Consider the following 26,552-nt stretch of genomic DNA (forward strand, 5'->3'; position numbering starts at 1 on the left):
TCGAAATCTTTTTCATTATCTCATTTTGTGAATTAAAAGTCAATATTTCAATTAACAAAATATTAGCAAACATGAAAGGGGCACAAGCAGGCATAAAAAAGCGCCGGTCTGCTGATTCCAGATACAGCAGGCCGGCCTTTGTGGTGATGCCTTTAATTATCTTTTTATAATACGTCTTATGATGCGCTTTAGTCCTCTTTGATTTTTACAATCACCTTTTTAATAGGCGCAGGCTCTCCGTTGGCAGCCTTTGGCTTATGGGCATCCCATGGATTGAAAATCAGATACTGTCCGGCTCCGGTCACAACCTGAAGTCCGGGGGTGGTGTTTTCAAAGAATACCACATCCTTATCCGGATTATAGGGAACCTTAACCGTCATCTCATGTACCGGCGCATAGCTCATGATTTCGCTTCCCTCAATCACATACTGGATATCGGTATAGTGCTCATGGGCTTCATATTTGGCCTCGTCCCACGGAATGGTGGTATAGGCCGTGACATTGGCGTATACGTTCTTGCCGTCAATCTCATACTTTCCCGGCTCCAATGCCTCAAGGTCCGTATTCTTAAGGAAATCCACGGCCTTGGCATATCTGCCTTCAATCCCTAAATTTCTGTAAAAATCCAAGTTCTTCTTCTCATCAAAAATCATATTCCATTCTCCTTTGTGGCGTTTCGATTTTCAAGCATACCCTAGTATACACCTAAAGCCACAGGAAACTCAATCCTTTTTTTCATAATGCCATGTCCCGCAGATTGTTTCCGGGTAATTATCTGAAGAACTCATGGCCGTCATGGGCAAAAAGGTAGGTCAGGCGCCTGTCAAACCAGGAAGCCGCGCTGCCCGATGCCCTTCTGTTCATGAAATACAGGGCTCCATTGGAATAATCCTCGCCGGACAGGGCCCGGTCCACACATTCAATGGTTTCTGCAGTGACCTTTACCGTGTTGATGGTGCCGTTGGATACAGGCTGAAACTGGGATGGCTGGTATACAACTGCCTTTACACTGTCCGGGAATTTCCCTGACAGCACACGGTTTATGATTACATCCGCGACCAGAATCTTTCCCTTGGGGTCGCAGATGCCTGCTTCTGCCTGGACAATGCGCAGGAGCACCTGGTAGTCTTCGTCCGTATATTTAATCCGTCTGGCTGCCCGGCGTTCTTCCTCCGCCTTTTTCCTGGCTTCCTCTTCCTGTTTTTCTTTTAATATCTGTTTCTGAAGTGTCTCAATCTGGGTCTGTGCCGCTGCCTGCTTTCTCTGTTTCTCTCGGACATCCGCTTCCAGCAGCGCACCGGCCAGATGCTGGCCTTCACTGTCTGTATTTAAAAGTCCGGATTGTATTTTTGCTTCAGTAACCAGACCGCTTCCTTCTTCTTCCTCTGCCTCCGTGTCCACGGCTTCACTTTCATTTACCATGGGCGCTGCAAGGGCGTTCCTACCCCCTCCGCCAAACCCATTGGCTGAAAATGCAATAACAGCCACTACCATCATACCAGCCATTACCACGGATGAGGAACGGTACATCTGCTTTGTTACTTTCACAGTCAGTGACTTAACAAAGAGCAGTACCGAACGAAGGAATGAATGTAATGTAAGCATACATACTCCTCTTTCCTGGTTCCGCGCAGTTCTGCACGGATACCATTCTCAAAATTTTATGCAGTGGGTATCTCCCACTTTGTGCATGTTTTTCCGGGATGTATGGCTAATTATATGGGATTTGACTTTTCGCGTCAATGGAGATTTAACAATTTTGTTACATTTTTTCTCACTTTTGAAACATTTGTAATATTTTTTATATATTTACTACAGTTTTCTAGTAAATAAGCTTTATAAATTGTACATCTTGCCAGCTTTACTTTTACATTTATATTACATTATTATTAACTTTTAAACATGTTATCTGATTTCCTATTTTTGTAATTTTAATTATGTTAATCATTTTATACCATAATAATTCATTTTTTACATTTTATATCCATCTCTGGATTTTACATTTTATGTCGAAAATTGACACTCATCCCCCACTTTACCGAAAAAATGGCATTTAGCTCCCCCATTCCTTCCATATGTTTCCGTCAAAATAGCCAAAGTAAGGAAAAACAAGAAATTCCCTTTGACATTCCCCCTTTACTTTGATACATTAAAGTTCAGAAGTTTTAATTATTAAAGTGTATGCGGAGGTTATTCAAATGACTGTAAAACTGCTGATGTTGATTATCTTTTTTGCCATCATGCTGGGCGTGGGATTCTATTCCCGGCGCCATGCCACCAATGTCAACGACTTTGTACTGGGAGGAAGGGGCGTGGGTCCCTGGCTCACCGCCTTTGCTTACGGCACCTCCTACTTTTCCGCGGTTGTGTTCATTGGCTACGCCGGCCAGTTCGGATGGAAATACGGCCTGGCATCCACCTGGATTGGAATTGGAAATGCCCTGATTGGAAGCCTGCTGGCCTGGGTCATCCTGGGAAGGCGCACCAGGGTCATGAGCAAGCATCTCTCCTCGGCTACCATGCCTGAATTCTTCGGCAGCCGGTTTCACAGCCAGGGCATGAAGATTGTTGCCTCCCTGATTATATTTGTCTTCCTCATCCCCTACACAGCCTCTGTCTACAACGGACTGTCCCGGTTATTCGGCATGGCCTTTGACATTCCCTACAGTGTCTGCGTCATGGGCATGGCCATCCTGACAGCCGTATATGTGATTCTGGGCGGTTATATGGCCACAGCCATCAATGATTTTATTCAGGGTATTATCATGCTGGCCGGAATTGTTGCTGTCATCTTAAGCGTTCTGAACGGCCAGGGAGGCTTTACAGCTGCTGTCGGCAGACTTGCCCTGATTCCCAGTGAAGTTCCGGTAACCCTGGGACAGCCCGGCGCCTATACCTCCTTCTTTGGACCGGACCCCCTGAATCTTCTGGGAGTGGTGATTCTCACCTCCCTCGGAACCTGGGGCCTGCCGCAGATGATTCACAAATTTTATACCATCCGCAGCGAAAAAGCCATTGCCACAGGCACGGTGATATCCACCCTGTTCGCCATTGTTATCTCCGGGGGAAGCTATTTCCTGGGCGGCTTCGGCCGGCTCTTTGACAGCCCTGCCATTTATAATGGAAATGGGGCCGTGGCTTACGACACCATCATCCCTGCCATGCTGTCCGGCCTTCCCGACCTGCTGATTGGAATTGTGGTCATGCTGGTTCTGTCCGCGTCCATGTCCACCCTTTCCTCCCTGGTGCTGACCTCCAGCTCCACCCTGACCCTGGATTTTATCAAAGGCAGTCTGGTGAAAAATATGAAGGACAGGACTCAGCTGATACTGATGCAGTGCCTGATTGTGGTATTCATTGTCATCAGCGTTGTCCTTGCCCTGGACCCTCCGGACTTCATTGCCCAGCTCATGGGCATCTCCTGGGGCGCCCTGGCCGGAGCCTTCCTGGCCCCCTTCCTCTACGGCCTGTACTGGAAGAGGACCACACCGGCTGCTGTGTGGGCCAGCTTTGCAACAGGCATCGGCATCACTGTCTCAAATATGTTCCTGCATTATATTGCTTCTCCCATCAATGCAGGAGCTGTGTCCATGATTGTGGGGCTTATCATCGTGCCTCTGGTATCCTTCCTGACACCCAGGATGGACAGCCAGGATATAAATTCAATCTTCTCCTGTTATGATAATCTGGTGGAGGCAACCACCAGAAAGGTGCTGCCTGACGACCAGTCCTTTGACTCTCCGGCATTTAAAAAGAGGAAGAAAAAGTAGCATATGAAAACAGCGAAAAGCTGTCCTTTCCCATGGTATACGGGAAAGGACAGCTTTTTATTTCATGAAAATGCATTTATTCTATGCAGACATTTTCATCTTATCTAAAGTATAACCTTCACAGGACACTTCTCTGCGCACTTGCCGCAGTTGGTGCATTTCTCATAATCAATGACAGCCAGGTTATTCTCCATATGGATGGCATCAAACTCGCACTGCTTTGTACACAGGGTACATCCGATACATCCGGCTGCACAGACAGCCTTTACATCCTTGCCCTTGTCATGGGAACTGCACTGCACCAGATGCTCTGCCTTGTAGGGAACCAGCTCAATCAGATGGTTGGGACAGGAGGCCACGCACATGCCGCAGGCCACGCATTTTTCCTTATCCACCACTGCCACGCCGTCCACCACATGGATGGCGTCAAAGGCGCAGGCCTTCACACAGGAGCCGTAGCCCATACATCCGTAGGCACAGGCCTTTTCTCCTGCACCGGGAACCACCGACACCTTTTTGCAGTCGTCCACGCCGTAATAGTTGTACTGCACCTTTGTCTTATCACAGGTTCCCGTACACTTGACGAAAGCCACCTTCTTTTCAGCAGCTCCGCCGGCCACGCCCATGATTTCACCGATTTTCTCAGCCACAGGAGCACCGCCCACAGGGCAGGCCCCCACATCTGCCTGACCGGCCGCAATGGCCTTTGCCAGTGCGTCACAGCCCGCATAACCGCAGCCGCCGCAGTTGTTGCCGGGAAGCTCATTGCGGACCAGAATCTCTTTTTCATCTACCTGTACTTTAAACTTCTCGCTGGCAACGCCAAGGAAGATTCCTATAAGAATACCAAGGATACCTACAACTGCTGCCGCTAATATAATACCTGTAACCATTTTCCTTCTCCTCCTTCTAAATTAATCCGGAAAATCCGAAAAATGCGATTGCCATGAGACCTGAGGTAATTAAAACAATAGGTGACCCCTGGAATGAATACGGTACATCATTGTGCTCAATCTTCTCACGGATACCGGCCAGCATGATGATGGCGATGGTAAAACCTACGGAAATACCAATGCCGTTCACAACGCTCTGGATAAAGCTGTATGACTTCTGTACATTGGTAAGGGCAACACCCAGCACCGCACAGTTGGTGGTAATCAGGGGCAGGTACACGCCCAGTGCCTCATACAGTGAGGGCATGGATTTCTTGAGGAACATTTCCACGAACTGAACCAGGGCTGCGATGACCAGAATGAACACAATGGTCTGCAGGTATTCCAGGTGCATGTTCACAAGGATTCCGGTGTAAACCAGGCTGGTCACTGCCGATGCTATGGTTATAACGAAGATAACGGCCGCACCCATGCCGGCTGAGGTCTCAACCTTCTTTGAAACACCGAGGAATGGACAGAGTCCTAAGAACTGGCTTAAAACAACGTTATTAACCAGAGCGGAACCAATGGCAATTAACAATAACTCTTTCATCTATCCACCCTCCTAATTTTCTTTTTTGGAAGTAGCTGATTTAAGCTCTGCTTCCTTCTTTGCTACAGCTGCCTTCTTTGCCGCCAGCGCCTTTTCCTCAGCCTGACGCATCCTTGTCTCCAGCACCTCATGGTTCGCCATGCAGGCTGAACCGGTACAGGACATACAGTTGCCGCCGCAGGCCAGCCTGGACTGCGCAGCTGAACCATTGGTTGCGGAAGGAGCCTTGAACTTGTTCTGAAGGGCTGTCAGGATAGCCAGCACGAAGAATGCGCCCGGAGCCAGCACGAAGATGGCAACATGGTAATCCTCCGGAATCAGCACTTTCCCGAATACGGCGCCGGAACCAAGAATCTCACGGACCAGACCGATACAGGTCAGGGCCAGTGTAAAGCCAAGGCCCATGCCCAGGCCGTCAAAGGTGGATGCCAGGGGACCATTCTTGGATGCATAGGACTCTGCGCGTCCAAGGATGATACAGTTAACCACAATCAGCGGGATATAGATGCCCAGAGCTGAATACAGGCTGTCAACATATGCCTGGAGCAGCAGCTGCACCATGGTAACCAGGGATGCCACGATAACGATGTATGCCGGGATACGCACCCTGTCAGGTATAATCTTGCGCAGGGCAGAAATAATCATATTGGAAAACAGTAAAACCACGGTTGTGGAAAGTCCCATACCCAGACCGTTGATGGCGGATGTGGTGACAGCCAGTGTCGGACACATACCAAGCATCAGGACGAAGGTAGGGTTTTCTTTCACAATACCGTTATATAAACGTTCTGTACATTTATTCATGTTCCCACCTCCTATTTATTGGATGCAGTTATGCAGATAGTATAAAGCTGCATTGACTGCATTGGTTGTTGCATTTGAAGTGATGGTAGCGCCGCTGATGGCATTAATCTGGGTATCGTCTGCGCTGCCTGATTTGGTGACGGAAAGCTCAGGTGCGTTCTTTCCCACATACTGGTCCTTGAACGCCGGTTCCTTTGCCTTTAATCCCAGACCGGGAGTATCACTGATTTCCAGGAACTCAATGCCTGTGATGGTTCCGTCATCCTTCAGTCCCACCGACAGCTTTACCACGCCGCCGTAGCTGTCGTTGGACAGGGAGGTGATGACATAGCCTAACTGGTTTCCGCCTGCATCCACTGCCTTCAGTACATTCTCCACTTCCACGCCGCCAAAGTCCATACCGGACAGGGCCTCGTTGCAGGCCGGGATGGCAGCTGTGAGGGCTTCGTCGGAATCAAAGGTTTCCGCCTCTGCAAATACTGCCTTATACGCCTTGTTGTTGGCAGCTATGGTTGCCAGCTCAATTGGCTTCTTGGTCAGCTGGTATACACCGCCTAAAAGGCATCCGGACACCAGGGTGATTACAAAGAGAATCACTGCGTCTTTCATAAATCCTGATTTGCTCATGTTTACTTGCCCTCCTTTCCAAATGCTTTGGGAAGGGTTACTTTCTCAATCAGCGGAACAAGGATATTGCTGATGATGATTGCGTAGGACACGCCCTCTGCGGAGCCGCCGAAAATACGGAACAGTCCTGTAAGCACGCCTAACAGGATGCCGAACATAATCTGGCCCTTTGGCGTAATGGGGCTTGTCACATAGTCGGTTGCCATGAAGAAGGCTCCGAAAATCAGGCCGCCGCCGCACAGATGGGCTGCTATATAGTTCAAATCAAATCCATGGCCCCCGAACAGGACGGCAAATACCACAACCGTCAGTATGTAAGTGCCTGGAATCCGGATGGAGATTACCTTCTTCGCCAGAAGATAGGCAGCGCCCACTAAAAGCGCAATCACGGAAACCTCTCCGATGGTGCCTGGAATGTTTCCCACAAACATGGCCGGAACATCCACTGCGCCGCCGCTCTTAAGCACTGCCAGAGGAGTTGCGCCGGACACGCCGTCGAATCCGCTGTAGCTGAAATTGGTCATTTTTCCCGCAAAGGAAATCAGCAGAAAGCATCTGGCTGCCAGGGCCGGGTTCATAAAATTCTGTCCCAGACCGCCGTAGAGTTGCTTCACCACGATGATGGCAAAGATTCCTCCCAGAGCCGGTATCCACACCGGAATCTCCGGAGGCATGTTTAACGCCAGTATCATGCCTGTGACCAGGGCGCTGCAGTCGCTGATGGTACTTGGCTTCTTCATCAGCTTCTCATATACATACTCACTTAAAACACAGGCTGCAACCGTAACTATAAGCACCAGCAGCGCATGCATGCCGAAATGATACACACCGAAAGCAGTTGCAGGCAACATGGCAATGGCCACATCCAGCATGATGCTGTGGGTGGTCTCATGGCTTCTCACATGCGGGGATGATGATACGTTTAATAATTTACTCATGACTTATGTCCCCTCCTACCCTTTTTTCCTGCGGTTAGCCGCAACTGTCTTGCGCATTTCCTTAAATGCCTGAGTCAGAGGCCTCTTGGCCGGACATACATAGGTACAGCTTCCGCACTCCATGCATTCCATACCGTTCAGCTTCTCAAATGTCTCGCAGTCGTCCCTGAGGGCGGCCTGCATCATCATCACAGGGATGATGTGGCTTGGACATACGCTGACGCACTTTCCGCACCGTATGCATGCGGAAGGCTCCATCTCTGCCACCTGGTCCTTTGTGAAGCAGGTCAGGGCGGATGAAGTCTTGCTTACCGGAATATTCAGGTCAAATATGGCCTGGCCCATCATGGGGCCGCCTGACAGGATTTTCTCGGGCTCAGTCTTAAAACCGCCTGCTGCATCCAGCAGTTCCTGGTAATTGGTTCCAAGCTTTACGCTGAAATTCCTGGGGTCTGCCACCGCGTCTCCGGTGACCGTAATGATTTTCCTCATCAGGGGCGTGCTCTTGCACACGGCCATGTAGATGGAAATCACAGTGTCAACATTGTCCACAATACATCCTGCATCCGCTGGAAGCATGGATGAGTTGACCTTCCTGCCTGTGACGGCATAAATCAGGGAACGCTCACCTCCCTGAGGATATTTTGTCATAAGCGGGCAAACCGTGATGCGGGGCTCGTCCTTCACCATCTCGGTCAGCTTTTTGATTGCCTCAGGCTTATTGTTCTCAATGCCTATAACGCCCTTTGCATTGTCAAAAAGCTGCAGGATGACCTTTAAACCGCCTACGATTTTCTCCGGCTCCTCCAGCATCATGCGGTAGTCGCTGGTAAGATACGGCTCACACTCTGCGCCGTTGACCAATATGTACTCGATGGCATTTTCATCCTTCGGAGTCAGCTTTACATGAGTGGGGAATCCCGCCCCTCCAAGGCCGACGATACCGGCTTCCTTCACAATGTTTCGGATTTCCTCTTTTGACAGGCCGGATGGGTCCCTGTCCTCTCCCACGCCCTCAACTGTCTTATATTCTCCATCATTTTCAACGATAATGGAGGGCACCATTGCTCCGTTGGCCATACGCCTTGGTTCAATGGCCTTCACCGTACCTGACACAGAAGCAATTACATTGGCAGAGATGAAACCGCCTGCTTCTCCAATCTTCTGGCCTGCCAGTACATGGTCACCCTTGGCTACCAGCGGCTTCGCAGGTGCCCCAATGTGCTGTGACATCGGATACACCAGGTCGCCTTTTGGCATCAGGACCTGTACCGGTTTGTTCTCTGACAGCTCTTTCCCCTCATATGGATGGATGCCGCCTATAAAAGTCGCCAAACCCATGGATTCTCTCCCTCTTTTCTTTCTTTTTATTCCTTTGTGCAGCCGGACCAGTACTGGCGTCCGGTATGACCGGCGGGGCTGCCTGCCCCCACCGGAATACACCAACATAGTATAGCATAAATAAAGATTGTATACAATACAGATTTTATACGTTATTTTTTTAATTATATGTTAAATAACTGTTAATTTATTGGCAATCAATCCAGTTCTTTCATGCCTGTATACAGTTCGTAGTACCGTCCTTTCAGCTCCAAAAGCTCCTCATGGGTCCCCCGTTCAATGATTTCCCCGTGCTCCAGGACCATGATTGCATTGGCGTTTCGCACCGTGGACAGCCTGTGGGCAATGATGAAGGTGGTGCGGTCCGCCATCAGCCGGTCCATGCCGTGCTCAATGTGTTTCTCCGTCCTGGTGTCCACAGAGCTGGTGGCCTCGTCCAGAATCAGCACAGGGGCCTTGGATATGGCGGCCCTGGCAATATTGAGCAGCTGCCTCTGTCCCTGGCTCAGATTGGCTCCGTCCCCCTCCAGCATGGTATCGTATCCATGGGGAAGGCGCATGATAAAGGAATGGGCTGAGGCTGTCTTTGCAGCCTGTATGACCTCGTCGTCCGTGGCGTCCAGCCTGCCGTAGCGGATATTCTCCCGCACCGTGCCTGTAAACAGGTGGGTGTCCTGAAGGACCATGGCGATGTTGCGGCGCAGGGCGTCCCTTGAAATACGGCGTATATCCGCACCGTCAATGGTGATGGAGCCTGACTGGATGTCGTAAAACCGGTTCAGCAGGTTTGTTATGGTGGTCTTTCCCGCTCCGGTGGAGCCTACAAACGCAATCTTCTGTCCCGGCTTGGCATAGAGGCTTATGTCCTTAAGAATGGTTTTATCCGGGTCATAGCCAAAGGTGACATGGTGCAGTACCACATGGCCAATCATGGGATTGGGCGCCGCGCAGTCCTCCGTGTCAGCCGGCTCCGGCTCCTCATCCATCACCGCGAATACACGTTCAGCCCCGGCCAGGGCTGAAAATACATTGCTGACCTGCATGGATATCTCGTTGATGGGACGGCTGAACTGTCTGGAAAAATTCAAAAATACGGTCAGTCCCCCCACGTCAAAGCCCCTTAACACACAGAGCAGGCCGCCCACACAGGCGGTAAGGGAATAGTTTATCTGGCTCAGGCTGTTCATAACAGGCCCCATGATTCCGCCGAAGAACTGGGCCCGAATCTGGTTGTATCTCAGGTCCTGGTTCAGTATGCCGAATTCCTCCCTGGCCATGTCCTCATGGCAGAATACCTTTACCACCTTCTGTCCGGTGATGGTCTCCTCTATATAACCGTTTACCGCTCCCAGGGATGTCTGCTGTGCGGTGAAATATTTCTGGCTCCACCCTGCCACAGCTCCTCCCGCCTTCATCATCAGAGGAATCATCACCAGAGTGACAAGGGTCAGTATCAGGTTGGTGTACACCATGAGGAACAGGGTGCCGATAATGCTCAGTGCACCGGAAAACAGCTGCACCAGCGTGGAGCTGAGCATCTGTCCGATGGTATCCACATCATTGGTAAAACGGCTCATCAAATCACCGTTGGAATTGGTGTCATAAAACCGCACCGGCAGTTTCTGCATTCTGCCAAACAGGTCATTGCGGATTTTCTGCAGAGCGTTCTGGGCCACGGTCAGCATGACCTTTGCCTGGGCATAATTGGCAAACACTCCCACTGCGAACACAGCCGCCAGCACAGCCAGGGACCTTGCCAGTCCCGCCGGGTCCCCGGGTCCGCCTGTAAGCGGGGCAATAAAGGTATTAATGATAGGCCGCAGCATATAGGAACCTGCCAGGGTTGCCCCGGTGTTGAGGATGACGCAGAAAAATGCCAGCATCATCTTTGGCTTATCCTCATTTAAATAATGCAGGAGACGCCTGATGGTGGTGCCTGCGTTCCTGGGCAGCCGCCCCGGCCCCATGCCCATATTCCGCCCCGGCCCATGCCTTCTGCCTCCCATGGGACCTCCGGGCACAGGAGCTCCATGTCTTCCATAACGCCGTTTCAGGCTTTCCGCTTTCTGTTGTCTCGTCATGATGCAGCCGTCTCCTTTCGGTCCCTCTGGGAATAATAAATCTCCTGGTATGCCTGACATTCTTTCATGAGCTGCTCATGGGTCCCCTGGCCAATGAGTCTGCCCTCGTCCAGCACCAGAATCCGGTCAGCCTCCTCCACAGAGCCGATGCGCTGTGCTATGATGATTTTGGTGGTATCCTTAAGGCTGGTCCTGAAGCACTGCCGTATCCTGGCCTCCGTAGCCGTATCCACAGCGCTGGTGCTGTCATCCAGTATGAGGATTCTGGGCCTTTTGAGCAGGGCCCTGGCAATACACAGCCTCTGCTTCTGGCCGCCTGATACATTGACGCCTCCCTGTCCCATGTCCGTTTCATAGCCATTGGTAAAAGAAGTTACAAAGCTGTCTGCCTGGGCGCTCTGTGCCATTTCCCTGATTTCATCCAGGGAGGCGTCCTCCTTGCCCCAGCGCAGGTTCTCCTCAATGGTGCCGGAAAACAGCACATTTTTCTGGAGCACCATGCCCACGCCCTCCCGCAGGTTTTTCAGGGAATAATCCCTGACATCCACCCCGTCCACCAGCACCTGGCCTTTTGTGGCATCGTAAAGCCGCGGTATCATCTGCACCAGGGTGGTTTTGCCGCTGCCGGTGGAGCCGATGATGCCGATTATCTGCCCCGGCTCAGCCGTAAAGCTTATATCCTCCAGCACCATCTCATCCTCTTTGTCCGTGTAGCTGAAACTCACATGTTTAAACTCCACCCTGCCGTTCAATACAGCCAGGTCTTTTCTGGATGCGTCCCGGTCTGTCAGGTCAATCTCCGTATCCATTACTTCGTTGACCCTGCGGATGGATGCCACTGCCCTGGAAAGCTGCAGAAAAACCATGGAAAGCATCATAAGCGACATGAGTATCTGTACGATATAGGTGGTAAATGCAGTCAGGTCCCCCACCGGCATATCCCCTGCTATGATAATATTCCCTCCGTACCACACCACGGCCAGAGTGGTTATATTCATGGCAAGGGTCATCACAGGCATGGTCACAATGACGATTTTCATGGCATCCAGACTGCTGTTCTTTAAATCCTGGTTCAGGTCCTTAAATTTATCTTCCTCAAATTCCTCCCGCACAAAGGACTTGATGACCCGCACATTGGTCAGCACCTCCTGGATGCCGGAATTCAGCTGGTCCAGCTTTTTCTGCATGGCGGTAAACCTTGGAAATGCCGTCTTAAGTATGACTGCAATGGCTGCCGTCAGCAGAGGGATGACCACCAGTATAACCACGGCCAGCCTGGCATTCATCATAAAAGCCATAATCAGGGCCCCTATGAACATTCCGGGGGAACGCATGGCCATCCGCAGTCCCATCATAAGCACGTTCTGGACCTGCTGGATGTCATTGGTCAGACGGGTAACCAGGGACCCGGTACTGTAGGTGTCGATGTTCTTAAAGGAAAATTCCTGCACCTTTGAAAAAAGGTCGTCCCTCAAATCGCTGGTAAAGCTGACTGCCGCCTTCACCGAGAAATAGGCTCCTCCGATTCCTCCAATGGCCATAACCAGGGTGGCCAGAATCATCAGACCTCCCACTGACAGGATATACTGCACATTTCTCTGAGCCACGCCGTTGTTGATAATCATGGACATCAGCTTGGGCAGCATGATTTCTCCCGCCACCTCGGTCAGCATCAGAAGGGGCCCCAGGATAAAGGCGCTGAGATATGGTTTTATATATGCTCCGTATCGTTTCACTTATGATTCCTCTCTTTCTGCCCTGTCTGCAAACTCCCGGTTCAGGTTTCCGTAAATCCGGTCCAGAAGTCCTCCCAGCACCTTCATATCATTCTCGGAAAATCCCTCAAACATACAGCTCTCTATGTGCCTGAAAATCTTTACGCTTTCCTCCACCACTTTCCTGCCCTTGTCTGTAATGCATATCTGGTTGCACCGGTTGTCTTCCTGGTCTACCAGACGTCTTATATAGCCCCCCTTTTCCAGTTTTTTAAGGGAAACAGCTATGGTGGCCCCGGACACCCCATACATCCTTGCCAGCTCTTTCTGGGACACATTGGGGTTATCCGACACAAACATCAGAATCTGATGCTGGCTGCGGTACACTCCTGTGCCGTCCAGGCGGTGCTCCATCATACTGCGGTGCAGCCTGGCTACACGGATGTACTTCTCTATAAGAAGATGTTCCGGAGATTGAAAGGAACAACAGCACGAAGCATTATCCATGTAAATCGCCTCCTTTCTGGATATTTAACTGATAAACCATTAGCCTGTTTATTATTAGCTAGTTAACCATATCAGAGTATAACAGAATAAGTGACTGGTGGCAAGAATTATTTTTCATGGAAAACAGCGGTGGAATCCAGTGAAAATTATGGATGAAAATAATACCTTAAAATGTAAATACCATCCTAGATTTGCATGCTCCGATGTGCTATACTAAGTACACCCTGTTTCCAGGCTGAACATAAACCATTATCTGACACACTGACACAGCACACTGTTTTAGGAGGTGATAGCTTGACAGATTCTGAAAAACTCGACTTTTTGATAACTGAAATTGTTGGTATGAAGACTGATATCCAAGGTATGAAGTCCGAAATCCAGGGTATGAAGGCTGATATCCAGGGTATAAAGGCTGAAATCCAGGGTATGCAGTCCGAAATCCAGGGTATACAGTCCGAAATCCAGGGTATGCAGTCCGAAATAAAATCCATGAACACCCATATGGACAATCATGAATCCCAGCTCAAATCCACCGAGCGCATCTTAAGAAACCAAATCATGAAATCGGAATCCCTGATTCTCGGCGAAGTGGAGCGGGTCCATTTAATCCTGGACCAGCACCTGCACAATCAGGCCATGCATACCGTATTGGCATAGCTGGTACATACAGACATTTTAAAAACCCGGCACATCACTGTGCCGGGCCCTGCAATACAGTCAGGATATCTTACGTTTATGCATCGGCTTTATGTATTGATTCCGCGTATTATTTCTGCGTACCAATTCCGCGTATTATTTCCACGCCTTAATCAGCCATTTTCCTACCGTATAAAATTCGTCCTCTTTTTTTCCTCTGTCTCAGGAAGCGTGATTCCGGCTGCTTTTCCGGCCTCAATGGATTTGAGCATCCAGGCCATGTTCCTGCCCAGGACACGCATAATCTGCATGCCTTCCTCATCCTTCATCACATCCTCGGGACATTGTCCGTGAACCATATTCCAGTACTGGGAGGACACCACCGGCATCTGCGTAATCATAAAATATTTGTTCAGCTGGTCCAGGGTCGCAGTTGTGCCGGCCCTTCTGGCGGAAGCAATGGCTGCTCCCGGCTTATGGGCAGCAGCGCTGCTTCCGGAATAGAAGAAACGGTCCAGAAAGGAGGTGACGGCGCCGCTGGCAGAAGCGTAATGCACAGGCGAACCTATAATCAGTCCATGGCTCTGTCTCATCTTTTCCACTGCCTCATTGACCTTATCATCACCATAGATACATTTTCCAAGCTTACCGCATGCACCGCAGCCCATGCAGCCCCGGACAGCCCCGCCGCCCACATGCATGATTTCGGTTTCAATACCAGCCTTATTAAGCTCTCCCGCCACCTCTGCAAGGGCGGTGTAGGTACATCCCTTCTCATGAGGGCTCCCGTTTAACATCAATACTTTCATTTTTTATTCCTCCTTTATGATATTCAGTATATCATCTCTTGTCAGGCTTCCAAATGATACTGTGCCCTCAGGCACCACTGCATCCGCCAGATGGCTCTTGGCTTCCTGAAGCTTTAAGATGTTCTCTTCTATGGTATTTCTGGTTATCAGTTTATAGACCGTGACCTGCTTATCCTGGCCAATCCGGTGGGTCCTGTCCGTGGCCTGGTTCTGGGCGGCCACGTTCCACCAAGGGTCGTAATGTATGACAATGTCCGCTGCTGTCAGGTTAAGGCCGGTTCCCCCTGCTTTCAGGCTAATCAGGAATACCGGCACCTCGTCCTTCCCAAAATCCCCCACCAGCCGGATTCGTTCTTCCTTGGAAGTGGCTCCCGTAAGCACATGGCACCTGATTCCCTCCTTCTCGAACCTCTTATGGATAATGTCCAGCATAGAGGTAAACTGGGAAAACAGCAATATCTTGTGTCCTCCCGCCACGCCTCTGCGAACCAGGTCCATACAGGTCTCCAGCTTGGCGGAACTGCCCCTGTAATTGTCATAACACAGCCGCGGGTCACAGCATATCTGTCTCAGGCGCATGAGCTCCGCCAGAATCTGGAGCTTTCCTTCCCCCGCCTGGCCAAAGCCGCCTGCACTGAGTTTCTCCTTAAAGGCGGCGGCATTGGCTGTATACAATTTTTTCTGTTCCGGCTCAAAGCTGGAATATACAACCTCCTCCATTTTGTCCGGAAGCTCCTTTAACACATCCTTTTTTATACGCCTCAGCACAAAGGGACCTATCATCCGTTTCAGCCGTTTTAGGGCTGCTGCGTCACCATCCCTTACAATAGGGATTTCATATTCCTTTTTGAAAAACTGGCTGCCAAAGAGAAAGCCCGGCATGAGATAATCAAAAATACTCCACAGTTCCCCCAGACGGTTCTCAACAGGCGTTCCTGTCAGGGCAAATCTGGTCTGCACATCCAGGGATTTCACTGCCCTGGCACTCTGTGTGGATGCATTTTTGATATACTGGGCCTCGTCTATGACCTGGTACCGGAAATGAATGCCTTCATAGAATCCAATGTCCCTTCTCAGCAAGTCATAGGAGGTCACAATGGCCTGGTAATCCCGTGGGGTACTTCCCACCTTTTTTAACAGGGCCTCGCGCTCTGAACTGCTTCCCACAACCGACAGGACCTTAAGGTCCGGCGCAAAACGAACAATCTCATGCTCCCAGTTGTACACAAGGGAAGCAGGGCATATAATCAGAGACGGGGACGGTTCCCCTGAACCATAGGCATTCTCCAAAAGCGCAATAATCTGTATGGTCTTTCCCAGTCCCATGTCATCGGCCAGGATTCCCCCGAATCCGTAGCTGTCCAGGGTCCGCAGCCAGACATACCCGACTCTCTGATACTCCCTCAGTACGCCCCGCAGCCTCTCAGGCACCGTGAAATCGCTGTCTTCCACGGACTTGACCGACCTCACCATGGCCTTCAGCATCTGGTCCCTGTAATAGGTTACACCGGTACTCTCCTTGAGCAGATAATCCAGATAAAAGGCGCGGTAAGCCGGCAGGCGGACCCTGCCGCTCTGAAGCTCCTTTCTGGTCACTCCCATTTCCGATGCCATGCGGCTGATGACCGTGAGGCCGCCTTCATCCAGCCCAAGGAACTGTCCGTTTTTCAGCCTGTAGTACTTCTTTTTCTGGCTGTAGGCTGCCAGTATCCGGTTCAGCTCCTGGCTGTTCATATCTCCCATGTCCACGTCCAGCTCCAGCCAGCCGCTGACAGCAGAGGCCCCCACCGTAACCCGCGGCGGCGCCAGCACCTTCCACTGACGCAGGTTCTCCGACACATATACATCTCCCATGGAGCGGAATTCGTCCATTCCCTCCGTCATAAGACGGTATATCTCATCCTCATCATTCCTTATAACCAGCTTCCTGCCCTCAGGGTCCTTGTACTTAAAATATTTATGAATCAGCTGGCTAACCCTGAACTCGCCCGGCACATCGCGGCAGATAGTCCTGGGAAGATTCTCATCCTCCAGGGGATGGAATTCATAACTGCCGTAAGCAAGGGATGGTTCCATCACAAGTGCGCCATCCTCCCCTGTGCCGAACCGGAAGGACGCCTTTAATGGCTCCGGCTCGTAATCCTTAAAATCCACTTCCTCCAGCATAAGACGGCAGTATGGAAGAATATGCTTGACCACCCGCTCATAAAACAGGGGAATATCCCTCTGCCCCACCATCACGCTTCCATCCCGTTCCATGCACATCTGTTCCATGAACAGACCCATGACCTGGGTGCATGACTCGCTGCACCGGTACAGCCTCTGGCCTGATGCCACGTAAAGAAACCGTTCCCCACGGAAACAGGCAGCCACCCGCCTTGGGTCCTCGCTTCCTTTCATGGGCGCCACGCCCATAAGGCTGGCTTTCAGTCCGTCCCTTCCCGTCTTTTCCACCTTAAGTAAAGCCACCGGGTCCGAATCCTCCATTTCCATCATGACCCGGTTTCCTCCGGGAAGCTGGACCTCTATGGTACGGCCGGCCACCATTTCAAAAAAACGGTCCCGGTTCATGCGGTTTAAGGTCAGGCTGCGGATTGCTTTCTGGTTTTCCGCGGCTCCCATAAGCAGGGCCAGCAGTTCCCTGCTGCTGTCAGTAAAAGCTGATTTGTGATGATGAAAGGACAGGTCCTTTCCATAGGCCACATGGGCGCTGTTTTCAACGGCCTCCTTAAATGCCCCCAAATCGCGCACAGCATAAAAACGGGTAATTCCCACCTTAAACTCCAGATGAGTGTCCTTTCCGTCCAGAATCAGCACTGGTTCCAGCTTAACCTGGGCATCCACATCCTCCGCCAGAATCCTGGCCACCTCCCGGTTCGTGTACTCCCGTATCATGGTGTGGACCTGGGAGGACGTGTGAACCATTGGTTTGGACGCCTCCTCCCTCCGCTGTTTATAATACGCAAAAAGGGCCTCCCCATGGGCGCACATTCCCCTGTAAGAATTCCCTTTGCTGCAGGAACAGGAATAATCCCTTACCTTTCCGTTTCCCAGATATAAATTTACCTCAAATGTTTCCCCCTGGTCTTCAACCAGGCCTTTCACACCAGCCTCTCCTTTCCAGAAGCTGCTGGTGTCCATCCTGACAATCTTCATCTGCTTCATGCATCCTTTCAGCGGGATATCTCTGCTCCCCCTGCACCAAGGCAGGGGGCCGCAGAATATCCCGGGACATCCCCGCGGTTACATGCGCTCCGGAGCCTCGATTCCCAATAGTCCGATACAGGTTTCCAGCACCCGCCTGGTAAGGGAAATTAAACCGATATAGCTCTCCTTCCTGGCTTCATCCTCCTCTGCCAGAATCTTGGTGTCATGATAAAAGCTGTTGAAGGCATTGGCCAGCTCATAGATATACTGGCATATCTTATGAGGCGCTGTCTCAGCAAAACTGTTTTCCAGGACCTCGTTATATCTGGCCAGCATAAGCATCAGCGCCTTCTCGGAGCTGCCTGTGCAGGCAAGAATCTTCTTTTCAGAGCCATCCGGGCTGACCTGGCCCCCGTTCTCCCTGTATTTGGCAAGAATGGATTTTATCCGCACAATGGTATAGAGGATGTACGGACCTGTATTTCCCTCAAAGGATGTAAAGCGCTCAATATCAAAGACATAATCCTTGGCTGCCTGGTTGGACAAATCGCCGTACTTAAGGGCCGCCAGCCCTACTACGGCCGCCGTGCTCCTGGCCTCGTCCTCTGATACGGTCCTGTTCTCCATGATTCTCTGATATACAGCTTCATTGATTTCCTCAATAAGCGTTTCCAGACGCATGACTCCGCCCTCACGGGTCTTGAAGGGCTTTCCGTCCTTGCCGTTCATGGTGCCGAAGCCCAGGAAAATCATGGGGGTATCTTCTTTCACAATACCAGCCTTCTTAGCCGCCCTGAACACCTGCTCAAAATGCATACCCTGGCGCTTGTCCACCACATATATATACCGGTCCGGTTTAAAATCCTGCTCCCGTTCCACAATGGTTGCCAAATCAGATGTGGCATAGAGGGAAGCTCCGTCGGATTTGCGAATCAGGCAGGGGGGAATCTCCTTGGTATCCGTATCCTGTGCCACATCCACCACCAGCGCGCCCTGGCTCTCATGGGCCAGCCCCTTATCCACCAGCATCTGAATCATATCCGCAATGTATGGCTCTGCATCGCTTTCGCCCTTCCACAAATCGAATTCCACGTTCAGGTTTGCATAATTTTTCTTAAGGTCGGCCACAGAGACAGACATGATATGCTGCCAGATTGCCCGGTATGGGGCGTATCCTCGCTGAAGTTTCAGGGTTGCCTGATGGGCCCTCTCCTTAAACACCTCGTCAGCCTTGGACTTGGCGCTGGCCGCAGGATATATCTCCTCCAGCTCACTGATGGTAAAGGGCGCCTCCTGCGGAAAGGGTCCCTCAAAGGATTCGTCAAAATACACCAGCTCCGGCTTCCTGTCCCTGAGTTCCTCGATGATAAGTCCCATCTGCAGTCCCCAGTCTCCCAAGTGCACATCGCCAATCATATGGTGGCCCAGGAACCGGCCCATGCGCTTTATGCTCTCCCCGATAATGGCCGCCCGCAGGTGGCCCACATGAAGCGGTTTTGCCACATTGGCCCCGCCGTAATCCACTATAACTGTCTCAGGCTTATGAGGCGTTTCCAGTCCCAGCTTGTCTGCCTGGGCCATGGAACCTGCATACTCTGCCAGGAACTCCTCTGACAGTTTCAGGTTAATGAATCCCGGCATCACGGCAACTGCCTCTGAAAAAACAGGGTGGGCGCCGCCGGAAACCAGATGTTCCACCACCTGGCTGGCTATATCAATAGGCTTCTTCCTGTATGCTTTGGCAGCAGCCATGGCGCCGTTGCACTGATATTCACACAGGTCGGGACGGTTGGATAAAACCACCTTTGCAAAGGAATCCTCATATCCGCTGGCTGTAAACGCCTGCTTTATTTCCTGCTCCATCATATCCAGAATCTTATTCACAATGTATACTCTCCTTTACTGTGACAATAGGTCTTTCCTTTTCCCGGAAAGTTAAAAACTGCCCCGGCATCTGCCGGAGCAATTCTTACAAACCGCTTCCCAGAGCGTGTCTGACAAGTTATATTATACACGTGACAGATATTCGCCGGTCCTGGTATCAATCTTAATCTTATCGCCGATTTCTACGAATAACGGTACGTATACGGTTGCACCGGTTTCCACGGTAGCCGGCTTGTTGGCACCGGTTGCGGTATCGCCCTTGAAACCTGGCTCTGTCTCTGTAATCTCCAGCTCAACAAACAGCGGAGGCTCTACAGAGAATACGCTGCCATTGTAAGAGCAGACCTTACATACCTCATTCTCTTTCACGAACTTCAGGGCATCGCCGATGATATCCTGGTTCAGGGCTACCTGGTCATAAGTCTCCTGGTTCATAAAGTTATATAATTCTCCGTCGGCATACAGATACTGCATGTCCACTCTGTCAATCCTTGCCTGAGGGAACTTCTCTGTAGGACGGAAGGTGCGCTCTACCACGCCGCCGTTGATTACATTTTTTAATTTTGTACGCACGAATGCTGCGCCCTTGCCTGGCTTAACATGCTGGAATTCCATAATCTGGACAACCTGTCCGTCAATTTCCAGTGTAATGCCATTTCTAAAATCGCCTGCTGATATCATAAAGATATTCCTCCTTGAGTTCGTTCATGACGCTTGCCTAAGCGCCCCATAAGTCTTTAATCTTTTATATTCTATACTATGTAGGGAGCATTTTCAAGTTCTTTTTTATTGGCAGTATAAATTTCTCCCTTTTTAGCGGTTTTTATCCACTGCCCTGCGGTATATCTCTTCCACGATATCATCCACATCCCGTCCGTTCACATCCACTGTCATGTGGGAGGCTTCCAGATAGCGGGGTTTTCTTGAATCCAAAAGACTGATAATGCGTCCCATCACATCACTGCCGTGGAGCATGGGGCGGTCCGACACATCGGCTCCGATTCGTTCCATCACAGTCTCCGGCAGGACATCCAGATATACCACGGTGCCCAGCTGCTTCAGAAGCGCCCTGTTTTCCGCCCTGAGAGGCAGTCCGCCTCCCACGGAAATCACAGACCTGCCTCCCTGTTTCAGCAGTTTCTCCAGAACCCCTGTCTCCAGGCGCCGGAAGGCTTCCTCTCCCTGGTTGGCAAATATGTCGGATATAGCCATACCGGCCGCTGCCTCAATCTCCTTATCCGTATCAATCAGAGGCATGTGGTAGCGGGCTGCAAAATGCTCTCCCACGCTGGTCTTTCCCGCCCCCATGAAGCCGATGAGAATCAGGTTCTCTCCCCGGTCCTCCCCGGCCTGCTTTTTTACCAGGAAGTCTTCTATCATCTGCTTTGCCATCCTTATGGTTTCGCTGTCCACCTTTACCTGGGGATTCCACAGTTCAAAAGCGATAACGCCTTGATACAAAAGCATGTCCAGGCCGTTCACAGCCCTTCCTCCTGCCTCCTGTACCATCTTCATGAACCTTGTCCTGGCGGGGGTATAGACAATGTCCACACCGGTATGAATCATTCCGTAAAACTGCGGGTCATGGATGACAACATCCTCAACATGGGGATACATGCCCACGCTCGTGGACTGCAGAGCCAGATATCCGCCCTCCCTGGCAGGAAGATTCCTGTAGCCGTCAAGGGGCAGGGCCTCTGCCAGGCTGCGGCCAATCAGTGTGTTGATACAGCCGGCCAGCTCCCTGGCCCGTTGTTCATTCCGGTTGAGGATACAGATTCGCCGGGCCCCGCCCTTTGCCAGCACATAAGCTGCTGCCTTGGCGGCTCCTCCGGCGCCAACCAGAATGCAGTGTTCGCCTTCTGTCCTGATGCCGGATTCCGCAAGAGCACGGCTCAGGCCTGCGCCATCCGTATTATACCCCTTATACCCAGCATCTGTCCTGACCAGCGTATTAACCGCCCCAATGGCCCTGGCGTCCTCATCCAGCTCATCCAGGAATTCCATGACGCGCTGCTTATGGGGAACCGTCACATTCATCCCCTGTATATTCAGGGCATAAGCCCCCTTTACCGCATCCCCCACCCGGCTTTCCTCAACCTTAAAAGGGACATAGGTCAGGTTCATCCCTGTTCTCTGTGCAAAAAAATTATGCATCATGGGCGACATGGAATGTTCCACCGGATTTGCAATCAGTCCGCATACTCTTGTCTTTCCGTCCATTGTCTCACGTTACTCCCTGTCTTGTTTTATGTCTCTGGCATGTTTCCTGTAAAAATACAGCACCGGCTTTTCCAGGTAACGCTTCAGCACTATCTGTATTTCTTCCCTGGGGTTCATGGGCCTTACCAGAATACTGTAAATACCGGCCCGGTTGGCCCCGTACACATCCGTAAACAGCTGGTCTCCCACAAACAGGGTATGGTCCCTGTCGGTCCCCATAAGCTCCATGGCCTTCTCATATCCCCTGACTCCCGGCTTGCCTGCCTTGTGGATATAGCCGGAACCCACCAAATCCGCAAACGGCTTTACCCTGGGTTCCTTATTGTTGGATAAAAGGCAGGTCTTCATTCCCATGGCCCGGAGCCGCCCGAAGAGTTCCACTGCCTGTCCGTCTGCCGGCGCGTCGTGGGGCACCAGGGTATTATCTATATCAAAAATCACGCCCTGCATTCCCTGTGCATGATAATGGTCAAAGGGTATCACATAGGCGGAGACCTCGTAACGGCGGGGATAAAACATTTCCAGCATACTTATAAGTATTCCTTCCAATCTATTTTTTCAGCAATTTGCCAATCTCGTCTATGAATGTGTTCACATCCTTGAATTCACGGTATACAGAGGCAAAACGAACATATGCCACCTCGTCCAGGTCCTTAAGCTTTCCCATCACCAGCTCTCCGATGGCGGAGGTCGGCACTTCCTTTTCCTCCATATTGAAAATCTGGTTCTCTATCTCATCAATCATGGAATTAATCTGCTGGGGGGATACCGGCCGTTTGTGGCAGGAGTGAATGATTCCTGCTTCAATCTTGGAGCGGTCATATGTCTCCCTGGAATTATCCTTCTTTATTACCATTAACGGCATGGTCTCCAGCTTTTCGTAGGTGGTAAAGCGCTTACCGCAGCGCTCACACTGGCGGCGCCTGCGTATGGAGCTGTTGTCGTCTGCCGGGCGGGAATCTATGACCTTGGTGTCTGCTTCATTACAATAGGGGCATTTCATCTGGGTTACCCTTCCTTTCTTTTTCACGTATCGTCTTAAACGCTTCATATATTTTAACCGAAGAAAGTACGAATCGCAAGGACTTTGTTCTTTTTTCATTCCGGTATGGACGAATTCCCCTCCCTCCTTTATAATGAATCCATACAGAACCAAAAAGATTACAGGAAAGGTGCCCTTTATCATGAAAAATGTTATTATAAAACAAACTGTACTTGGTCAGGGAATGCCGAAACTATGCGCTCCTTTGGTGGAAAGGGACTATGACTCCCTGATTCGTCAGGCAGCCTCCTTCACGGAGCTGCCTGTGGATGTGGCTGAATGGCGGGCGGACTGGTTTGAGTCCATTATGGAACCAGGTACCCTGGACCAGGTTCTTCCCGGCCTGGAAGCTGCTCTGGATAACATTCCGCTTCTCTTTACCTTCCGCACACATAAGGAGGGCGGCCATCTGCCCGCCTCCCTCCCGGCTTACCGCTCCCTGGCGGAACGCGCCATCTGTTCCGGGCATATCCAGCTGGTGGATATAGAGCTCTTTTCCGGCGACGATATGGTAAGTGAGATGGCGGACCTGGCCCACAGACACCATGTAAGCGTCATCCTGTCCAATCACGATTTTACGGCTACACCGGATGAAAGCGAGATGCTCCGCCGCCTGCAGCACATGGAGGAACTGGGGGCAGACATAGCCAAAATTGCGGTCATGCCGCAGTCAGCCGGCGATGTCCTTACTCTTCTTTCAGCCACCCATAAGGCCAGCCAGTCCCTGTCCTGCCCTGTCATTACCATGTCCATGAAAGGCACCGGACTGATAAGCCGCCTGTCAGGGGAAGTGTTCGGCTCCTGCATGACCTTTGGCTCTGTAGGGGAAGCCTCTGCTCCGGGTCAGATTGAAGCAGGCAGGCTGAAAGACATCCTGGCCATCATCCACGAAAACCTGTGACTGCTGCGGCCATTTTCCGGTTCCCTTCACAGTTTTTTCACATTTCCACCATAAAACCTTCACATTTCATCTGTATAGTTAGTTTTGTAAAAAGCAAATGCTTTTCATACAACTTTTTCTCACAAACCGGCCGGCAGGGGAGACCCTGGCGGCCACTCCTCTGTCCCCGCATACACGGATAAAGCGCGAATCCCACTGGAATCCGCGCTGCCATGTTTCCTTTCAGCATTTAATGCTTTCCGTCACATCTTTTTCTTTTATGTCCACCAGTATAATATCGTTTCCCACCTGACAGATGTCGCAGAATGGAATGATATACTCCTTCTCCCGCCCCAAAAAACCGCATATGCACCCCGGACCAGGCACAATCAGGGCCAGCAGACAGCCCGTCTCCATATCAAAATCCACATCTCCCACAAATCCAAGACGCTTGCAGGTCTTTACATTAATCACTTCTTTTTGTTTAAGGTCGTAAATCCTCACGGTCCACAGCCTCCCGGCCTCTCTTGCTACCTACTATATGCCGGATACCGTCCCATTAAAACCTGATTTCCGCCTCTTATAATTATCTCTTATAATAATTCCCCATCAATCCAGCCCCGGTATCACGTAAAGCACTTCAACCGCCACAAAAAGGATAACTATGAGCACAGTGACAGCGATGCCAATAATAGAGAGTATGAGTCCTGCCTTTGCCTGGCCGTCCATCTTGCCGTCCATCCTGCCTTCCTTCTTTGACATGATGGCAAATATGATGCCAAGGGCGCCGAAAACAATACCAAACAGCAGGCAGCAGCAGATACTGCACACAGAAAGAATTCCCATGACCAGAGATGCGGTTGCCATGTTATTCTTTTCCTGGTAAACAGGCCGGCCGGACTGGTACTGGGTCTGGTATTGGGTCTGATATTGGCTCTGATACCGGCTGTTTCCCCTTCCGTCGCTTCCGTCCCTCTGAACAGAACCACTGCCCATTCCGGCACTGCCGCCCTGGGCTGGACCCGGCTGGCCCTGACCTGGCTGACCCTGTCCGGCCCCTGGCTGCCTCTGGCCATAAGAAGCCGGCGCCGGCTGATATATTGGCTGGCTGTCGTTTCCGCTGGCGCCGTTCTCTTTTCCCGGTCCATATGCTGTCCCGTATGGGGACGGCTCCCAGGGACTTCCCAGATAAGGCTTATCCCCATCGCTCCATCTGTCCTCTCTTAGGGGCGTATCTATGGGACTGCTCCATCCATCGGAACCACCCTGGCCTGGGCTTTCCCGGACCGTTCTTTCCTGGTCCGGGCATTCCCGGCCCGGCGTCCCCTTTGCCGCAGCATTCTGACCTCCAGCTTCCTGACCACCGGCTTCCCGTCCGCCGTTTTCCCGTCCGAAGGTCCCGTCCTTCACCTCCCTGGCAGGCTGTTCCGCCACTATCACCGGTTCCCTGTTATCTGTATGATAATCCGGACCCTTGCCATCTCCGGTTCCGCATCCGTTATCGTATTCATGTTCCATGGATTTTATCTCCTCTCTCAAGCCCATAGGGCTGCACCGGTATGTCCATAAAAAACAGGACGCACTTTTGGAGAAGTATAACATATTTTGTAAAATAAAACAATCCGCCGGGGTATATCCCCGGCGGACAGCCTCTTACAATTTTATGAATATGAATGCACTTTTCCCGAAGCCTGTTTGAACCTTCCTTCCCGTCATCAGCGCACCCTAGAACAACGGAACAACAGCGCCTTCGTATGTTTCCTCCATGAACTGCTTTACCTCAGGGCTGGTCAATGCTTCCACCAGCGCCTTGGTGGCATCGCTGGACTCTTCTCCCTCTCTCACTGCCACCACATTGCCGTAGGTGGTAGCTGCCAGGGACTGGGAATCCTCTGTAGCCAGGGCGTCGCTGACCTTCAGTCCTGCTTCGATTGCATAGTTGCCGTTAATGACTGCAATGTCGCCGTCAGAAATGGAACGCGGAAGCTGTGCTGCCTCTAACTCTACGATATCCAGGTTCTTGGTGTTCTCCACGATATCATTCTTGGTTGCCTCCAGGCCCACGCCGTCTTTCAGCTTTATCAGTCCCTGTGCCTCCAGTAACAGAAGGGCTCTTGCCTCATTGCTCACATCATTTGGCACCAGTACGGTTGCCTTGTCAGGAAGCTCCTCCAGGGATGTTGTCTTGCCTGCATAAATACCAAAGGGTTCATAGTGGATAGCGCCTGCACTGGCCAGCTTTGTTCCGTTCTGGGCATTAAAGGAATCCAGGTATGGCTTGTGCTGGAAATAATTGGCATCCAGGTCGCCGGAATCCAGTGCATTGTTGGGCTGTACATAATCTGTATATTCCACAATTTTCAACTCATAGCCCTTGGATGCCAGAACCTCCTTGGCTGCATTCAGAATTTCAGCATGGGGTGCAGGGCTTGCGCCTACCACGATTTCCTTAAGCTCTCCGCCGGCCTGGGTGGTTTCCTCCTCCGCGGACGTGGTATCTTCTGCCTTGGAATCAGCGGCCTGTGTCCCGGCAGCTGCCGCAGTTGTATCTGCTGCCGTGGTTTCCTTTGGACTGCCGGAGCAAGCGCTAAGCGCTCCTGATGCCAGCACGGCAGCCAGTACGGCTGCACCTAACATGTTTTTCTTCATAATTGTGTCCTCCT

The 26,552-nt window shown here is 51.2% G+C and carries 24 protein-coding genes; 3 read left to right on the top strand and 21 right to left on the bottom strand.

All coding sequences use genetic code 11. The features are described 5' to 3' along the window. Window positions 1-188: 188 nt before the first annotated feature. Both FGS84_RS12465 and FGS84_RS12470 read right to left on the bottom strand, forming a co-directional pair. Window positions 189-653 carry a YhcH/YjgK/YiaL family protein gene (locus FGS84_RS12465; RefSeq protein ID WP_138308708.1) on the bottom strand — a complete coding sequence of 155 codons (465 nt, stop codon included), beginning with the start codon at window positions 651-653 and terminating at the stop codon, window positions 189-191. Window positions 654-771: 118 nt separating this feature from the next. Then, complete coding sequence (locus FGS84_RS12470) at window positions 772-1,605, bottom strand: cell wall hydrolase (RefSeq protein WP_138308711.1); 834 nt, start codon at window positions 1,603-1,605, stop codon at window positions 772-774. Window positions 1,606-2,198: 593 nt separating this feature from the next. On the opposite strand from FGS84_RS12470, the gene FGS84_RS12475 reads away from it, so the two are divergent. Continuing rightward, window positions 2,199-3,770: a sodium:solute symporter gene (locus FGS84_RS12475; protein WP_138308713.1), complete on the top strand. Its 1,572-nt coding sequence runs from the start codon at window positions 2,199-2,201 to the stop codon at window positions 3,768-3,770. 104 nt (window positions 3,771-3,874) lie between these two features. Here the strand turns inward: FGS84_RS12475 and FGS84_RS12480 are convergent, their stop codons facing one another. The 9 genes from FGS84_RS12480 to FGS84_RS12520 all read right to left on the bottom strand — a co-directional run bounded on the left by FGS84_RS12480 (window position 3,875) and on the right by FGS84_RS12520 (window position 13,268). Then, window positions 3,875-4,663 (bottom strand): RnfABCDGE type electron transport complex subunit B, encoded by a 789-nt coding sequence (locus tag FGS84_RS12480; RefSeq protein WP_138308715.1) that lies wholly within the window; start codon window positions 4,661-4,663, stop codon window positions 3,875-3,877. A gap of 16 nt (window positions 4,664-4,679) precedes the next feature. Continuing rightward, window positions 4,680-5,255 carry an electron transport complex subunit RsxA gene (gene rsxA / locus FGS84_RS12485; RefSeq protein ID WP_138308717.1) on the bottom strand — a complete coding sequence of 192 codons (576 nt, stop codon included), beginning with the start codon at window positions 5,253-5,255 and terminating at the stop codon, window positions 4,680-4,682. 12 nt (window positions 5,256-5,267) lie between these two features. Beyond that, window positions 5,268-6,059, bottom strand: a complete 792-nt coding sequence (locus FGS84_RS12490) for an electron transport complex subunit E (protein ID WP_138308719.1) — start codon at window positions 6,057-6,059, stop codon at window positions 5,268-5,270. A gap of 15 nt (window positions 6,060-6,074) precedes the next feature. Then, on the bottom strand, window positions 6,075-6,686 hold the full coding sequence (locus FGS84_RS12495; protein ID WP_138308722.1) for an RnfABCDGE type electron transport complex subunit G: 612 nt from the start codon (window positions 6,684-6,686) through the stop codon (window positions 6,075-6,077). Window positions 6,687-6,688: 2 nt separating this feature from the next. Continuing rightward, entirely contained in the window at window positions 6,689-7,624 is a 936-nt protein-coding gene (locus FGS84_RS12500; RefSeq protein WP_138308725.1) for an RnfABCDGE type electron transport complex subunit D, read from the bottom strand. 15 nt (window positions 7,625-7,639) lie between these two features. Then, window positions 7,640-8,965, bottom strand: coding sequence for an electron transport complex subunit RsxC (rsxC, locus tag FGS84_RS12505; protein WP_138308727.1), 1,326 nt, complete (start codon window positions 8,963-8,965; stop codon window positions 7,640-7,642). 197 nt (window positions 8,966-9,162) lie between these two features. Then, entirely contained in the window at window positions 9,163-11,046 is a 1,884-nt protein-coding gene (locus tag FGS84_RS12510; protein ID WP_138308729.1) for an ABC transporter ATP-binding protein, read from the bottom strand. Further along, the gene (locus FGS84_RS12515) at window positions 11,043-12,782 is read right to left on the bottom strand and encodes an ABC transporter ATP-binding protein (RefSeq protein ID WP_138308731.1); all 1,740 of its coding nucleotides are present in this window, start codon (window positions 12,780-12,782) and stop codon (window positions 11,043-11,045) included. The genes FGS84_RS12510 and FGS84_RS12515 overlap by 4 nt, the downstream gene beginning before the upstream one ends. After that, a complete protein-coding gene (locus FGS84_RS12520) occupies window positions 12,783-13,268 on the bottom strand; it encodes a MarR family transcriptional regulator (protein ID WP_138308734.1) in 486 nt (161 codons plus the stop codon). A gap of 342 nt (window positions 13,269-13,610) precedes the next feature. On the opposite strand from FGS84_RS12520, the gene FGS84_RS12525 reads away from it, so the two are divergent. Beyond that, entirely contained in the window at window positions 13,611-13,925 is a 315-nt protein-coding gene (locus FGS84_RS12525) for a hypothetical protein (protein ID WP_243129957.1), read from the top strand. 164 nt (window positions 13,926-14,089) lie between these two features. On the opposite strand, the gene FGS84_RS12530 is transcribed toward FGS84_RS12525, so the two are convergent. From FGS84_RS12530 to nrdR, 7 genes are all read right to left on the bottom strand, one after another. Further along, entirely contained in the window at window positions 14,090-14,713 is a 624-nt protein-coding gene (locus tag FGS84_RS12530) for a flavodoxin family protein (protein ID WP_138308738.1), read from the bottom strand. Between the two features lie 3 nt (window positions 14,714-14,716). Continuing rightward, a complete protein-coding gene (locus FGS84_RS12535; protein WP_330640874.1) occupies window positions 14,717-17,878 on the bottom strand; it encodes a DEAD/DEAH box helicase in 3,162 nt (1,053 codons plus the stop codon). A gap of 78 nt (window positions 17,879-17,956) precedes the next feature. Further along, window positions 17,957-19,744, bottom strand: coding sequence for an arginine--tRNA ligase (argS, locus tag FGS84_RS12540; protein ID WP_138308742.1), 1,788 nt, complete (start codon window positions 19,742-19,744; stop codon window positions 17,957-17,959). Between the two features lie 123 nt (window positions 19,745-19,867). Further along, on the bottom strand, window positions 19,868-20,425 hold the full coding sequence (gene efp / locus FGS84_RS12545; protein ID WP_002583865.1) for an elongation factor P: 558 nt from the start codon (window positions 20,423-20,425) through the stop codon (window positions 19,868-19,870). A 132-nt stretch (window positions 20,426-20,557) separates the two neighbouring features. Further along, window positions 20,558-21,967 (bottom strand): shikimate dehydrogenase, encoded by a 1,410-nt coding sequence (gene aroE / locus FGS84_RS12550; protein WP_138308744.1) that lies wholly within the window; start codon window positions 21,965-21,967, stop codon window positions 20,558-20,560. Window positions 21,968-21,976: 9 nt separating this feature from the next. Beyond that, window positions 21,977-22,495, bottom strand: coding sequence for a YqeG family HAD IIIA-type phosphatase (locus FGS84_RS12555; protein ID WP_138308746.1), 519 nt, complete (start codon window positions 22,493-22,495; stop codon window positions 21,977-21,979). A gap of 22 nt (window positions 22,496-22,517) precedes the next feature. Beyond that, a complete protein-coding gene (gene nrdR / locus FGS84_RS12560; RefSeq protein WP_002574232.1) occupies window positions 22,518-22,970 on the bottom strand; it encodes a transcriptional regulator NrdR in 453 nt (150 codons plus the stop codon). Window positions 22,971-23,151: 181 nt separating this feature from the next. Between nrdR and aroD the strand changes: the two genes are divergently transcribed. Then, on the top strand, window positions 23,152-23,910 hold the full coding sequence (gene aroD / locus FGS84_RS12565; RefSeq protein ID WP_138308748.1) for a type I 3-dehydroquinate dehydratase: 759 nt from the start codon (window positions 23,152-23,154) through the stop codon (window positions 23,908-23,910). 222 nt (window positions 23,911-24,132) lie between these two features. On the opposite strand, the gene FGS84_RS12570 is transcribed toward aroD, so the two are convergent. The 3 genes from FGS84_RS12570 to FGS84_RS12580 all read right to left on the bottom strand — a co-directional run bounded on the left by FGS84_RS12570 (window position 24,133) and on the right by FGS84_RS12580 (window position 26,538). After that, window positions 24,133-24,393: a YlmC/YmxH family sporulation protein gene (locus tag FGS84_RS12570; RefSeq protein WP_138308750.1), complete on the bottom strand. Its 261-nt coding sequence runs from the start codon at window positions 24,391-24,393 to the stop codon at window positions 24,133-24,135. 105 nt (window positions 24,394-24,498) lie between these two features. Beyond that, complete coding sequence (locus FGS84_RS12575) at window positions 24,499-25,407, bottom strand: DUF4190 domain-containing protein (protein WP_138308752.1); 909 nt, start codon at window positions 25,405-25,407, stop codon at window positions 24,499-24,501. Between the two features lie 207 nt (window positions 25,408-25,614). Further along, a complete protein-coding gene (locus tag FGS84_RS12580) occupies window positions 25,615-26,538 on the bottom strand; it encodes a MetQ/NlpA family ABC transporter substrate-binding protein (RefSeq protein WP_138308754.1) in 924 nt (307 codons plus the stop codon). Between the last annotated feature and the right edge of the window lie 14 nt (window positions 26,539-26,552).

The organism is Clostridium sp. 1001271st1 H5 (assembly GCF_005845215.1).
Lineage (GTDB): Bacteria > Bacillota > Clostridia > Lachnospirales > Lachnospiraceae > Enterocloster.

What these genes read in the sequence shown, in the direction of transcription:
- FGS84_RS12465 (WP_138308708.1), bottom strand. Translation starts at nt 653, where the DNA reads ATGATTTTTGATGAGAAGAAGAACTTGGATTTTTACAGAAATTTAGGG.
- FGS84_RS12470 (WP_138308711.1), bottom strand. Translation starts at nt 1,605, where the DNA reads ATGCTTACATTACATTCATTCCTTCGTTCGGTACTGCTCTTTGTTAAG.
- FGS84_RS12475 (WP_138308713.1), top strand. Translation starts at nt 2,199, where the DNA reads ATGACTGTAAAACTGCTGATGTTGATTATCTTTTTTGCCATCATGCTG.
- FGS84_RS12480 (WP_138308715.1), bottom strand. Translation starts at nt 4,663, where the DNA reads ATGGTTACAGGTATTATATTAGCGGCAGCAGTTGTAGGTATCCTTGGT.
- rsxA (WP_138308717.1), bottom strand. Translation starts at nt 5,255, where the DNA reads ATGAAAGAGTTATTGTTAATTGCCATTGGTTCCGCTCTGGTTAATAAC.
- FGS84_RS12490 (WP_138308719.1), bottom strand. Translation starts at nt 6,059, where the DNA reads ATGAATAAATGTACAGAACGTTTATATAACGGTATTGTGAAAGAAAAC.
- FGS84_RS12495 (WP_138308722.1), bottom strand. Translation starts at nt 6,686, where the DNA reads ATGAGCAAATCAGGATTTATGAAAGACGCAGTGATTCTCTTTGTAATC.
- FGS84_RS12500 (WP_138308725.1), bottom strand. Translation starts at nt 7,624, where the DNA reads ATGAGTAAATTATTAAACGTATCATCATCCCCGCATGTGAGAAGCCAT.
- rsxC (WP_138308727.1), bottom strand. Translation starts at nt 8,965, where the DNA reads ATGGGTTTGGCGACTTTTATAGGCGGCATCCATCCATATGAGGGGAAA.
- FGS84_RS12510 (WP_138308729.1), bottom strand. Translation starts at nt 11,046, where the DNA reads ATGACGAGACAACAGAAAGCGGAAAGCCTGAAACGGCGTTATGGAAGA.
- FGS84_RS12520 (WP_138308734.1), bottom strand. Translation starts at nt 13,268, where the DNA reads ATGGATAATGCTTCGTGCTGTTGTTCCTTTCAATCTCCGGAACATCTT.
- FGS84_RS12525 (WP_243129957.1), top strand. Translation starts at nt 13,611, where the DNA reads ATGAAGACTGATATCCAAGGTATGAAGTCCGAAATCCAGGGTATGAAG.
- FGS84_RS12530 (WP_138308738.1), bottom strand. Translation starts at nt 14,713, where the DNA reads ATGAAAGTATTGATGTTAAACGGGAGCCCTCATGAGAAGGGATGTACC.
- FGS84_RS12535 (WP_330640874.1), bottom strand. Translation starts at nt 17,878, where the DNA reads ATGAAGCAGATGAAGATTGTCAGGATGGACACCAGCAGCTTCTGGAAA.
- efp (WP_002583865.1), bottom strand. Translation starts at nt 20,425, where the DNA reads ATGATATCAGCAGGCGATTTTAGAAATGGCATTACACTGGAAATTGAC.
- aroE (WP_138308744.1), bottom strand. Translation starts at nt 21,967, where the DNA reads ATGGACGGAAAGACAAGAGTATGCGGACTGATTGCAAATCCGGTGGAA.
- FGS84_RS12555 (WP_138308746.1), bottom strand. Translation starts at nt 22,495, where the DNA reads ATGCTGGAAATGTTTTATCCCCGCCGTTACGAGGTCTCCGCCTATGTG.
- nrdR (WP_002574232.1), bottom strand. Translation starts at nt 22,970, where the DNA reads ATGAAATGCCCCTATTGTAATGAAGCAGACACCAAGGTCATAGATTCC.
- aroD (WP_138308748.1), top strand. Translation starts at nt 23,152, where the DNA reads ATGAAAAATGTTATTATAAAACAAACTGTACTTGGTCAGGGAATGCCG.
- FGS84_RS12575 (WP_138308752.1), bottom strand. Translation starts at nt 25,407, where the DNA reads ATGGAACATGAATACGATAACGGATGCGGAACCGGAGATGGCAAGGGT.
- FGS84_RS12580 (WP_138308754.1), bottom strand. Translation starts at nt 26,538, where the DNA reads ATGAAGAAAAACATGTTAGGTGCAGCCGTACTGGCTGCCGTGCTGGCA.